This window comes from Dictyobacter formicarum, from assembly GCF_016587435.1.
The window spans coordinates 147,774-160,558 of sequence record NZ_BNJJ01000009.1; the positions used below are offsets into that span (position 1 = coordinate 147,774).

Genomic DNA, 12,785 nt, shown 5'->3' on the forward strand with positions numbered 1-12,785 from the left:
ATGTAATCTGAGATTTATGGTATGCTTTAGATGCAAATAGCTTATGAGATCGCAAATAGCGGGCGCGAAATGCAGTGTATGTGATGTTGAGGTAGAGGGCACATGGTAGCAATGATCGAAATGGCTGAACCATCAGGGAAACCTGATTATCCTTTTCTGCGTGTCACCACGATGGGCGATTTTACGCTGTCCCGTGTCGTGGCACCATCGGCAGGGCGACCGCGCTATCGAGCGCTTTCCAGTGAGGAGCTAGGCAACCGCAAAGCGGCCCTGGCGATACTCAAATTTCTGCTCTGCAGTCCCAGGCGTCGTGCGACCAAAGCAGAAATCACCAGAATGTTGTGGCCTGCACGTGACTCCGACAACGCCAACCACACCTTTGACACGGCAGCTTCAACCTTACGTCGGCAGATTCTCCATCTACCAGGCACAGACAGCCTCTTAAACACCCGGCGCTTGAACGGAGAGACGCACCTGATCTTAGCAGCCCAGGCGTGGATATGGATTGACGCAGATGCATTAATCAAGCTGGCGCAGACAGCTCTACGTCAAGAGCAACAAGGAAATGATCCACTGCACTATTTAGAAGCGGCCCACGCGCTGGACAAAGGTGAATTTCTGGAAGAAGACACAAACAGCCTCTGGACGCAGAGCCGCCGACAAACCATTGAGGGCGCCAAGAGGCGCGTGCTCTATCATCTTGTAGAGATCTACTGCAAGGATCAGCAAGTAGGCAAAGCCGAAGAGTTGCTCTACACATTTCTACAAACCTACCCCGAAGATGAAGACGCCCTGTGTCGCTTGATGCAACTCCTGGCACATCAAGGGCGCCGCCAGGAGGCCCTCAACGTCTACCGCTACTCAGCAGAGCTCATGCAAGAAACGGGTAAAGAACCAGGAATCTACACCCAGGAGCTCGCCAGGCAGCTACAACAGGGTATGCGGTTACGCGAAAACAACGCGACTTATCACACGCTACAGCCTCAATATATACACACAATCATCTTAGTAGCCTGACAAAACAACACAATTTTCCATAATGAAGCAGTGAAAGGTGGGATGGTATTATTATGCGCGTAGAAATGTATAAACTTGCCTATGGAAACTATAAGTTCTATGCAGAAATCGACACCGGGGCTGAAGTAGGAGACAATCAGCTAACCCTATGGTATAGCGAAAAGCTAGCACTGGAGACGCTCTCATTGGCCCAGCTAGACGCAAAATTGCTCTTAAAAGCTCTCAAAGAGCCGCATAAATCCCTGCTACTCCCTTATCTGGACGAGGTCAAGCACACGCAGCAGCAGAGCATCGAAAAAGAGATCGCCCAACTGTTACAACCATTTAGCACAAAAAAAGTTCCAGAAAAAGTCAAACAACGCATCAGGCAGTTACGAAAAAAAATCCACAGCACACTCCAAAAACTAGAAGCCAGCTTTATACAAAAAGAGATACTGACATTGGAGCGGGACTATTTTGATCTCAGCAGCATCGAAAAAGACTGCCATATCTATGGAGAATGGCATTTTCTACGGGACTTCTTCTTCGAAGAGGCAACGTATGAAAACATACGCCGCTTCTGCCACGAATTCGCCCTGGATGAAGCCGTCCGCATAGAAGCGATCGCGCACGAAGGACGCTGGGCGAAACGCAACGCCCTCTTCACACGCAACCTTTTATCGGTGGTAGGAGAAAAAGCCCTGCTCAGCAATGATGGCGGTTACATGCGCATAGCGCGAGAGCTCTTCCGCTGGATCGACCTGCATCTCGAAGAGATTCTGACCAATCCCGAATACCAGCGCATCAACGCCCTGGACCAGCCCAACAAAGGCACGCCCCCCACCCACGACAGCGACGCCAGCATTCGGCCCGCCATCGAACTCTTCAAGAGTCTGCCAGGAACAGCCATCCGCCACTCCTGTCAGGGAGTCACCGCAAAAATCGACATGGGAACATACTCGCTGCTCACCATCACCCCCCATGAAGAATACGCCTACATTGCCTTCAACACCATGAGCTACCTGGTGCATGACGCCATCATTGCCCGGATCAATGAATTTCCCAGCATCACCACCGAGCGCATCCCCTGCAATTTCAACACAGGACTCTTTCTACGTTCCACCGGCGACAATCTCTGTTTCCGAGAAGAGATCTACCAACTAGCCCGGCAGATCTACAGCATATCGGCAGAAGGGTCAGGGGCAAATACAAACAACGCGCCAGGCCAGCTAATAACAGGCTGGGAAACAGCCAGCAATCCCGTTTATCCACCCCAGTCTTACGACAGCATCGACATCTTACCCGGGCGCCTGGCATGGCTCTGTCTACCAGAACAGATCGAGCGCACTCTACTCCAACTCAGTCATCTCAACCACTGGGCCAAAGCCGCCCACCGCCTCTACTATGATGACCGGCAAGGACTCTACACAATCAAAGCCATGTTTCTCAAGCAAGCATATCAGAACGGTACAATGCTACCAGCTGGCTATGTAGATGGAAGCGTCGTTTTTCCTAAAAGCTTTGCCCTTGAAAGCGCAGCCACGATGGCAGCGGACTTCCTGCTAGAAATCCTGGAGGAGCAAAAACGCGGCAATCCCAGTGTCCTGTATAGCAACATAGCCATGCAACTCTTTCAGCGCATCACCGGCCAGGACTTCACCCAACAGGACAAAAACCTGCCAATCATATTAAAACAAGAGCAGGCGGAAACAGCCATACAGGGCTATCTGCAAAACCTGATCGCCCAGGCTCAACAAACGCGTCAGCCCATCGCTTATCAGCAGCTAGAGGAACTGCTCATCTTCCCTGGCGACATACTGGATATCGCCATCACCCGCTATCGTTACATCAGCACCTGGGACGACCTGGATAAAAACGAGCTACGCAAACTGGACCCCGAAGGGCTCAGCCTGATCAGCTTCCATTACGAAAGCACCAGCGCCAAATACATCTTCCATCTCCCATTTCGTACCGCCCAGGAATTTCTGCCCGAGAATATAGTCGCACAGCTACGCGGCCATGTCAGCACAGAACGCAAAGAATACGGCACAGCCTATGGCCGCACCATCACTGCCGAAGAAAGCAACAACCATCCCATTGAAGAAATTTTACAGACCCTCGGAGTAAATATAAGCAAGGTCTGTCCACGCAATCTGGAGCGCAAAAAAGAACCGATCCAGCAATACAACCGCTGGAATGACCCCAACATAGAGGACGAAGACGACGAAGGATATCAGCAATACCTCTACCAGATACCGCACAAAAAACACAGAGCCAGGCAAAAGAAGAAGCGTCCATAACAAAACAGGTTTGGTTATGGACGCTGAAGCTTCGCTCCTGCGGCGCTCGCTGATTTTTATGTGGTGATATGATGGGCAGCCGCAGCCGCCCATCATATCACCACATAACTGAATAATGAAAAAGTTGCATATGATATGTTAACTAATCCGTGCGCTTAGACGTCGAGATTGGCGCTCTTAGCGTGGCTCTCGATAAAGCGTTTGCGGGGCATAACTTCACTGCCCATCAGCATGCTAAAGACCTTATCGGCCTCAACGGCTTCGTCGATATTCACCTTCAGGATAGTACGCTTCCCAGGGTCCATAGTGGTGTCCCAGAGCGTTTCAGGGTTCATCTCACCAAGACCTTTAAAGCGTCCAACCTCGGGCTCTCTGCCATTGTGGGCGGCCCTATACTCGCTGATTAGCTCGTCGCGCTCTTCAGGAGTATAGACATAGCGCACATTCTTGCCCATCTTGACATGGAAGAGAGGAGGCTGCGCGATATAGAGGTGGCCATCGGTAATCAATTGCTGCATATGACGATAGAAGAAGGTCAATAGCAGAGTACGAATGTGGGCGCCATCAACGTCAGCGTCACACATAATTACGATGCGACCATAGCGCAGGCGAGCCATATTAAAATGCTCATCGATCCCCACGCCAATGGCGGTAATGATGTTCTTAATCTCATCGCTCTTCAGCACCGTATCCAGGCCAACACGCTCCACATTCAGGATCTTACCGCGCAGAGGCAGGATCGCCTGGAAGTGGCGGTCACGTCCTTGCTTGGCTGAACCACCAGCCGAATCACCCTCAACCAGATACAGTTCACAACGATCAGCGCGCCGCTCGCTACAGTCGGCCAGTTTGCCCGGCAACGTGTTATCCAGCGCATTCTTACGCTGGATCAGATCGCGGGCCGCACGAGCCGCCTCACGGGCCCTGGCGGACATCAAACACTTATCGATGATCGACTTGGCCTCACTGGGGCTTGTCTCCAGATATTGATTCAAGACCTCAGCGGTCACCATCTCAACCACAGGACGAACCTCGGCGTTATTCAGCTTCGACTTCGTCTGGGCTTCGAACTGAGGATTTGGGATTTTCACGCTGACGACGGCCGTCAGACCCTGGCGCACATCGTCGCCGGTCAGATTACCATCTTTTTCCTTGAGAAGGTTAGCCTTACGCGCATAATCATTGAGGGTACGCGTCAAAGCACTGCGGAAACCAGTAATATGCATACCGCCATCAACGGTATTGATACCATTGGCGAACGAATATTCCGTTGGAGACCAGCTATCGTTATACTGAAGAGCAACCTCAACCTTAATATTATCGATCTCACGCCGAATGCTCACAGGGCGAGACTGCAACGTATTGCGGTTCTTATTCAGGTAGCGCACAAAAGAGGTCAGGCCGCCCTCAAAATAGAACGTCGCCTCACGATCAGTCCGCTCATCAATCAGAGCAATCGTCAACCCACGGTTCAAATAGGCCATCTCACGGAAACGCTGGGCCAGAGTATCAAAGCTATAATCACGAGTCTCCATCACAGAAAGATCTGGCAAGAAAGTCGTAATCGTCCCCGTGCCATCAGTCGTCCCAACCTTTTCCAGAGACGTAACCGGTGCGCCCTTCTCATAGCGCTGGCGATACACATAACCATCGTGTTTAACATCGACCTGACACCACTCAGAGAGCGCATTCACCACCGACACACCCACACCATGCAAACCACTACTAATCTGATAGCCGCCACCACCAAACTTACCACCAGCATGCAACACAGTCATCACAACCTCAAGGGTAGACATACCGGGACGCTGATGATGCTCATCAACAGGGATACCACGTCCATTGTCTTCGATGGTCACAGATTCATCGGCGTGGATCACCACCCTCACCGTATCGGCATAGCCGGCCATCACCTCATCAACACTATTATCAACAACTTCAGTAATGAGATGATGCAGTCCACGCTGATCAGTAGCGCCGATGTACATACCAGGACGTACCCGGACGGCTTCTAAGCCTTCGAGAATCTGAATATTCTGTCCGCTATAATTATTACCATTGCCGTTGTCGTTCACTTTCCCCTCACCATTCCCACTCGCATTTTTTTGTTCAGTGAGTAGAGCACTATCATAATCATCAGGGAGTTGCTCTGACATTATCGATTCTCTCGTCTTCGCCATCAAAAACACTCCAATAAGAAACCCTGCCAAAGAGGCGTGGGCCACACACTATCAAAAAGCAATCGTGAACGCCGCCCACTCGCGGCTGAGCTCATACGATTGAATGGTATACATTAAGAACAAGCATTTGTGCCAGACATAACCGTTTCATAACGGGGGACTACTATGGTAGAGAGCCCACACGATCTCGCGGCAATTCAGCATGCAGAAAAAAAGCACCAGTATTGCTGAACGCATGGGCAAAAGATCGCATCGCTCTGGACAAGTTTCCTCTCACAGGGATACAAACTGCCTCACACAAAACTGGCTCCAAATGGGGTTACACGGTAAATACTGCACACACTAATAGCATATACAGACGTGCTAAGAAGCAATTTTTTTGCGGAGACTTTGCCTACTTATATGAAAATCATTCTGACAGATTAGCCAAAATGCGGTAACGAATGCCACATTTCGTCAACCCATTATATCACATTTTGCCCTACAAACAAAGCAGATAGGATGAACGTACAAGCTCAAATAAAAAGGCGATGCAAGCCATTTCAAGCCACTATATAGAGGTTCCAAATATAGAGGGGAAAAGCGGAAATACAGAAAGAAAACTTCAGCCAGCAGGTCCTCATCCACTTTCAAAATCTAGAAAGAAAAGGAGAGAGGACCTTACCAGGCTGAAGCAGCATTATCAGCCACGCATCAATAGCGATTACCACTAACGGGCATACCGGGATTGCCCTGTACAGAAGAACTGGGAGGAACCCCCTGCATCGAAATGCCCGGCATATTTCCTGGCACTGGTGCGCCACCAACGTTACTGGCGCAATAAGGACAATAAGTCCAGCGCAACTCAAGCAAGCGCTCACATTTGGGGCAAGAACGTTTCAACTTCTGACCGCAAGAAGGGCAGACCTGGAAATCGGACTCAACGCGAGCATGACAATTAGTACACGTCTGGCGCTCAGTCATCTCCGCCAACAGAGACTCTTCTTCTAATTGGCGCTCATAGATTTCCGCCAAAGTCTGGCGAGGACGCAAGATAAGGTAGATAAATAAGCCACCCACATTAAAGAGAGCAACAAGCACAGTAGCCAGGATCTGGGACACGAAATCTTGCGTACGAGCACGAATATCGCGGAAAGTCCAGATAATCAAACTGAGAGAAAAAATCACCAGGAACATGACCAGGCAGCCAATAATAGGGCCAAGCAGACCTTGGATTGTTCCCCCTATATCCGGCGACGACGATGCCTTAGGGCTAGTCGCCAGTAGCACCAATGAAAAGTTCACAGGACAAACGCCCCTTTCAGAATAGAAATTTCAATAAACTTTTTAAGCACAAGCTAATGCGCTCACTTTGTTTTTAGATTCCATACACTGCAATTTACAACGTTCTACAATGTCCCATGATGACAACCTAGGACTATGCGATACGAAGTGCTGAAATATTCCTCAGCAAGTGTGCCATGATTTGCCGGTACCCGCAACCCTACAGGGATATTTGTCATGTTTTCTGCACTTACGACAGGACACATACCCCAACGGAGTACCTCGGTTTGGCGGCAAATGTTGCAGTGCCGATAGCAAGTATGCACACAAACACTACAGCGATGACAGGTATCACAATAACTAATAACGCTTAGACCCACCGAAGTTGTGACACCTTTACTCTACTCTACTCTACTATACATAATACATACGAGCCTGGAAAAAAGAGACAGGTCACACACATAGTAGGAAGGATACCTTCATCATTTATTATCGGTTATCAATTGGAATAAACAGAGGGATAAACCAATATATACAACTGCTATCAAAGATTGTCTATTATTAAAAAGGTAATGTCTTTTTTTTATAGTAAGTACAAAGTTTTCGTTTTATATGGTAAAGCAAATTCTAATCTAGTTCTTGCGAACAGGACTAATTTCTTATTCTTTAGTCGTTTTTAGAGTGATATGATAGTTTGTAGCTAGCTGTATTTCTATGCGTCAAGTTGCATAAAAGCTGTTTAGCGGGGGAATTGTGCGGATGTGTTATAATTAGAACAAACGTTCGTATCTATTGAAGGAGGTCATGTTCATGGCGAGTGGGAGCTACGCCAAAAAGCCCAAAGTTCAGGCGCCTACCGAAGTTCGCTCGGCAATTCCAGCACGCGCAACCAGGGATTTATCAGCGGCAGGGGAAAACGCCGACGTTGACAGTATGCCACTTACCGAAACATTCACCTTCAGTCGCGAAAGTGCACCTGCACGAACCGCAATACAAACCGATCGCCCGACTCAAAGAACTGGAAAAATCAATAGCGCTAAAACGACAGGCGGCAAAGCTAGAACAACCAGCAATATCGCTCGCAATGCCACCGACACAATCAATACAAAAAATCTGACGATCGCCAGAACCCCAAACGCTACACAGATACTGGCCACTGATCCGCAGGGCGCGAGTGCCACACGCGTCCTAGAAGGTATGAAGACGGCCAATAACACCAGAATACTACCTGCCACCAAAATCAACCGCACCGTCGACATTGAGCGCGCCATTACGCACGATATCAAGCCACCCATCAAACATCTGGAAAAACACAAACCCTGGTTGCATCCATGGCTGATCTGTTTTATCTTTGCGATTATCTCCCTGTTTGTATTGATTTCAGCCGGCATGTTTCAGCGCGTCAACACAGTAAACTTCTTCGGCGGCGGGCAAACCTATAATATCCAGGTCGGTGGTTCACAGGCCCAGGACTGGCAAAAGGCGACGCCGGCCCCGATTAAACCGACCATCAAACATTCCACCGGCCCCTATGCAGTAATGGGCAAGCCCACCATCACCCCTGACTTCATCAATAAGGTACTGGCAGCATATGGCTCACCGGCCGCGGGCAAAGGCCAGGCCCTCTACGATCTTGGTGTGCAATATGATATCGATCCAGCGTTTGCCCTCGCCTTTTTCATGCACGAAAGCACCTTTGGGACACGGGGAGAGGCACGTACGACCTTATCGCTGGGCAACCTGCGTTGTATTCCAGATCACGCCTGCGTTGACCAGGACCGTGGCGGCTACGCCCAGATGGCCAGTTGGGAAGACGGCTTTAAAGCCTGGTACTCACTGATTCACAACCTCTACATCGTACAGAATGGTCGCGACACGGTAGATAAAATCATCCCTATGTATGCGCCCACCGCCGATAATAACGACGAGCAGGCTTATATTAGCTTCCTGAAACACGCAATTGATACCTGGCGTTCAGGCGTAATCATGGTTTCCTAAAGAAAAGAGCAACGTAAAAATACGGTATGCAGAGTATCTTCTGCATACCGTATTTTTACGTTGTTACTAATCCTTGTTCGATGGCTTTGCTGAGAGCTTCGGTGCGGCCAGAGACGCCTAACTTTTGGTAGATATTGGCCAGGTGAAAGTTGATAGTACGCTCACTGACAAACAGGCGGGCCGCGATTTCTTTATTGCGCAATCCACGGACAAGCAGGCGCAAAACCTCCAATTCACGGGCAGTCAACGTTTCATAAGGCGCACTACCGCGTCCCTGGCGTCCAAAGCGGGAGAGTAAACGGCCAGCTAGCTGAGATTGAACCAGCATCTCGCCCCGCGCCACCGTCCGTACAGCCTGAACCAATTCATCGGGAGCAATATCCTTCAACACATAACCATCCGCCCCGGCCCGCAACGTCTCGTACAGATACTCCTCGCGATCCTGGGTTGCCAGTAGAAGGACACGGGTATCAAGGTTCAGCTGCTTAATCTGCCGCAAAGCCTCCAGGCTCTGTCCATCAGGCAACTGAGTATCCATCAACACAACCTGAGGACCCAGTTCCAGGGTCTCACTCACAGCCTGCACGCCATCTACCGCCTCACCCACAACAGACAAACCAGGATAGGACTCCAGCAAACGATGTAACCCGGCCCGGGTCACCGCCAATCCATCTACAATTAACACTGTAACGTGCTCAGGCACAGCAGCAGTCTCACTGACCAATATCTGCTCAGAAACCTTCGCAGGGGAGCCAGGAAGTCGAGCAGAGCCTTCCGGGATCGCCAGATGCGTCGACTGCGACTGATAGGGAAGACTAACGCGCAAACGTACTCCACGCTCCTCTAGCTGAGTCAGATCAAATGTGCCACCCCTCTGTTCCACGCGAGAACGCAAATCCTGCAAAACCGGCGTCCAGAGAGCCTGGTTTCCCAATGGAGATTGATCAAAAGGGAGCGCCACAGCCGCACGATCCACATGCCTCTCGTTTGAAATAGCACTGCCAGCAAGAATACCATCATCCTCTAAACTCACCTGCACATCTTCTTGCCGATAGTTGAATGCAAAACGCAAACGTCGAGCATCGCTGTGCTGAGCCACCTGGTACAGGGCCTCACGCACAACAAGGAAAAGTAAACGCTCAGCCTCAACGGAAAGCGTCTGGTCCACAGGACGATTCTGCTCATCTCCACCAGAAAACGAAATACGGCTCGCCAGGTGTAGCCTTTCTGCCGTCTCTTCAACCGCACGCGAGAGAGCTTCGGTCAATACCACGCCATCTAATTCAGGGATTGGTACATCTTCAAACGAAGAACGCACAATTGTCAGGGCTTCGCACGCCAAAGATTCCAGCTCAGCAATACCTGCACGCACAGCTTCCAGGTCAAGAGAAGCCTCCCGAGAATCGTCAGCTCGCACCAGCAACTGTAGAGCATGCAGTTCGATCAATAGCGCGCTTAACGTATGTAATAATTGATCATGAGGATAGGTACTCATGGTGAAAACCTCTCTTTGCAGTCACCATCCGCTTTGCAACAAAACTTCTCCTTTGCATCCACACGTACTTCGGGGTGAGAGAAGTATTCTGTAGTTGTCATATCGTTACATAAACATAAACTGTACAAAAGGTAAATATATTTCCAGTCAGCACGTTTCTGGTTTCTAATTGTAGTTCTCTACAAATGTTAGAGCTGAAAGATTGTTTCACCTGGGAAGGTGCACTATAATGATGATGTTCTAGATGCTCAATCAGAGGAATGTGAAGATGCAAATCAGTGAACCTGCCGAATATGTGATACTGGGACTGCTCAATACGCGCTCAATGCATGGGTATGAAATGTTTCAACTTATTGAAGGTGGAACACTGGGACAAATTATTCATCTTGAAATGAGCCAGATGTATGCTTTTCTAAAGAAATTGGAACGGCTCCATTATATTGAAGCTGAAATTGAGTCGCAAGGTGCGCGACCCCCGCGTAAAATTTTTCAGTTGACAACCATGGGACATGATATATTTCTACAGTGGGTTAATCAACCAGTCGAAAAACCACGCGATATACGCATCCTTTTTCTGATCAAACTTTATTTTGTGCAGCGACTACAGCCTGCGCAGTTGACCACACTGATACAACAACAAATTAAAGCCTGTCAAAACTTCCTGCAGCATTTGAAATCTAAACAACAAACGACAACGCTGCAGCCTGCAGACGCCGCATTTCTGGACCAGGTCGTGCTAAGCAGCCGTATCTATCAAACTCAAGCATTATTAGAGTGGCTCAATGAGCTGAAAAATAGTGTTTGATGCGCATTGAATGCGCATCGTATTGTCCGTCAGCACCCCCGTGCGGGCGGGCGCATGCGCGCCCGCGCCAACGTATAAAAGACCGTATAAAAGACCTTTTGAGCGCCGAAGGCGCATAGTGTCAGGGGCCGGAGGCACGAAACGCATGTTTGAAAACATACTGGCAGCACATTTCCCACAACTCACCATAATATTTTGTTTATGAGGAAAGTTGAGAGGTATTATCACCAGGCGCTGACATCAGCAGCAGGCAAAAACGGGGATTATAGACCTTATCGCAGCTGCTGCATGAAACGGCCTGGGAATAACGGCGGGTGCGGGGATATTGCTTACCACAACCAGGACATTGATAGATATAGCGAATTGGGCGACGCTCACGGCGGACACGCTCACGGCGAACGCTTTCCTCATGCAACAGGGCGCGCAAATCTTCAACGGCATAACCGGTAATCGCTGCCTCATCGGTCGCAATCGAATCATAACCATGATGGCGATGACGGCGAGGAGTGCCCCGAACACGATCTGATAGATGGATCAACTCATGCGCAACCGTCACCTCTATCGATTGAGCCTGCATAGAAGGTTCAATAAAAATCAGGTGGCGATGCAACAACGCATCAGCTGGCATAGAAGTACGCGCACGTGACGAAAGTGCAGAAGCAGGAATATAACAATAGCATCCAAGCGCCATCGTATTTAGCCGCTTTCCAGTCCAACGCATATATTCCTGACGATCCTGGGTAAGGGCCAGAACCTGTAATTCAGACCGGGCAAGGTCTAATTTATCCCAATAATGCATCAACCAATGCTTTAACACATCCAGATCACCATGAATGACAGGTTCCGTCTGAACTGGGGGAGGGGCAGGCGAAAGGGCACAGGAACGAGAAGAACGACGCGTAGTAGCCATGGAGGACGTATTTACTCCTAACCAGATATAAAATTAGTATCTCTGCAATAGAGACAAGTTGTACGAACAGTATATCAAGCAATAAACGTGAATGCAAGTAGAGAGAAAATATAGTGAAACTTTTAAACATTCCTCTTGATTGCAATCATATAGCTTGACACCTCTACTCATCAGGGGTAAGATGAAGATCAGATATTTACACAAACCTCCCGTACCCGCAAGGAGGGGTCCATATGTCATCTCAAATCTGCATCAAGACAGACAAATCGTTACAGCAACTTGCCACGGAGATACGCGACCTCTTATCGCTACCCCCATTCACACTTGATTCTTCTGCCGAAGAGCCCTACTGCCAATTTGACATGCTGGGTATGCTAGTACTCATCCATAAAACAACCGAAGAAGATCGAGATCCAGAAGTCAAAGACTATCCATATAGCTTCGACATTCAAATGTCATTTACAGAACACGAGCTTGACACAGATACAATGGAATATAATCTCCAATCCTATTATGCCCAATTATTAGCGTTCCACCTTGGAGTCGAGACGGCCTGTTATGAAAAAAAGAAAGTAGGTCAGCACTGGCAAATTCGTTACTGCTTCTATAGCAAGAATCCCAAATGGGACCCAAACCTGCTCTTTGGAGAGCCCGGTTGGTGTCCAGCGGTTATAAATGGCCCCCCCAGCGCCTGGCGCTCCATCCGTTCGATCTTCCAATAAATGCTCAATGGCTGCCCGGGCCAAATAGTGCTATTGCAGTAGAGTATGGTAGCAGAAAGCACAACGATGTGTTATGCTTCGCCATAAAGCATTCTTCAGGTTAGAACAACGAGCTA

General features: G+C 49.1%; 9 protein-coding genes. 5 read left to right on the plus strand and 4 right to left on the minus strand.

Annotated elements, in window-relative coordinates; translation table 11 throughout:
- The first annotated feature begins 102 nt into the window (after positions 1 to 102).
- Together JMI88_RS17085 and JMI88_RS17090 are read left to right on the plus strand one after the other, a co-directional pair.
- On the plus strand, positions 103 to 1,017 hold the full coding sequence (locus JMI88_RS17085; RefSeq protein ID WP_201363143.1) for an AfsR/SARP family transcriptional regulator: 915 nt from the start codon (positions 103 to 105) through the stop codon (positions 1,015 to 1,017).
- A gap of 53 nt (positions 1,018 to 1,070) precedes the next feature.
- Positions 1,071 to 3,296 carry a hypothetical protein gene (locus JMI88_RS17090; protein ID WP_201363144.1) on the plus strand — a complete coding sequence of 742 codons (2,226 nt, stop codon included), beginning with the start codon at positions 1,071 to 1,073 and terminating at the stop codon, positions 3,294 to 3,296.
- Between the two features lie 155 nt (positions 3,297 to 3,451).
- On the opposite strand, the gene gyrB is transcribed toward JMI88_RS17090, so the two are convergent.
- A complete protein-coding gene (gene gyrB / locus JMI88_RS17095; protein ID WP_201363145.1) occupies positions 3,452 to 5,452 on the minus strand; it encodes a DNA topoisomerase (ATP-hydrolyzing) subunit B in 2,001 nt (666 codons plus the stop codon).
- A 717-nt stretch (positions 5,453 to 6,169) separates the two neighbouring features.
- Positions 6,170 to 6,760, minus strand: a complete 591-nt coding sequence (locus JMI88_RS17100; protein WP_201363146.1) for a zinc ribbon domain-containing protein — start codon at positions 6,758 to 6,760, stop codon at positions 6,170 to 6,172.
- A 789-nt stretch (positions 6,761 to 7,549) separates the two neighbouring features.
- Here JMI88_RS17100 and JMI88_RS17105 point away from each other — a divergent pair.
- Positions 7,550 to 8,737, plus strand: coding sequence for a glucosaminidase domain-containing protein (locus JMI88_RS17105; protein ID WP_201363147.1), 1,188 nt, complete (start codon positions 7,550 to 7,552; stop codon positions 8,735 to 8,737).
- 55 nt (positions 8,738 to 8,792) lie between these two features.
- Here JMI88_RS17105 and JMI88_RS17110 read toward each other — a convergent pair whose 3' ends face one another.
- Positions 8,793 to 10,232, minus strand: coding sequence for a helix-turn-helix transcriptional regulator (locus JMI88_RS17110; protein WP_201363148.1), 1,440 nt, complete (start codon positions 10,230 to 10,232; stop codon positions 8,793 to 8,795).
- A 268-nt stretch (positions 10,233 to 10,500) separates the two neighbouring features.
- Between JMI88_RS17110 and JMI88_RS17115 the strand changes: the two genes are divergently transcribed.
- The gene (locus tag JMI88_RS17115; RefSeq protein ID WP_201363149.1) at positions 10,501 to 11,037 is read left to right on the plus strand and encodes a PadR family transcriptional regulator; all 537 of its coding nucleotides are present in this window, start codon (positions 10,501 to 10,503) and stop codon (positions 11,035 to 11,037) included.
- 199 nt (positions 11,038 to 11,236) lie between these two features.
- Here JMI88_RS17115 and JMI88_RS17120 read toward each other — a convergent pair whose 3' ends face one another.
- Positions 11,237 to 11,947, minus strand: coding sequence for a hypothetical protein (locus JMI88_RS17120; protein WP_201363150.1), 711 nt, complete (start codon positions 11,945 to 11,947; stop codon positions 11,237 to 11,239).
- 233 nt (positions 11,948 to 12,180) lie between these two features.
- Between JMI88_RS17120 and JMI88_RS17125 the strand changes: the two genes are divergently transcribed.
- Positions 12,181 to 12,669 (plus strand): hypothetical protein, encoded by a 489-nt coding sequence (locus JMI88_RS17125; RefSeq protein ID WP_201363151.1) that lies wholly within the window; start codon positions 12,181 to 12,183, stop codon positions 12,667 to 12,669.
- Positions 12,670 to 12,785: the final 116 nt, after the last annotated feature.

Coding starts and splice junctions, on each gene's coding strand:
- JMI88_RS17085 (WP_201363143.1), top strand. CDS start 103: ATGGTAGCAATGATCGAAATGGCTGAACCATCAGGGAAACCTGATTAT.
- JMI88_RS17090 (WP_201363144.1), top strand. CDS start 1,071: ATGCGCGTAGAAATGTATAAACTTGCCTATGGAAACTATAAGTTCTAT.
- gyrB (WP_201363145.1), bottom strand. CDS start 5,452: ATGTCAGAGCAACTCCCTGATGATTATGATAGTGCTCTACTCACTGAA.
- JMI88_RS17105 (WP_201363147.1), top strand. CDS start 7,550: ATGGCGAGTGGGAGCTACGCCAAAAAGCCCAAAGTTCAGGCGCCTACC.
- JMI88_RS17110 (WP_201363148.1), bottom strand. CDS start 10,232: ATGAGTACCTATCCTCATGATCAATTATTACATACGTTAAGCGCGCTA.
- JMI88_RS17115 (WP_201363149.1), top strand. CDS start 10,501: ATGCAAATCAGTGAACCTGCCGAATATGTGATACTGGGACTGCTCAAT.
- JMI88_RS17120 (WP_201363150.1), bottom strand. CDS start 11,947: ATGGCTACTACGCGTCGTTCTTCTCGTTCCTGTGCCCTTTCGCCTGCC.
- JMI88_RS17125 (WP_201363151.1), top strand. CDS start 12,181: ATGTCATCTCAAATCTGCATCAAGACAGACAAATCGTTACAGCAACTT.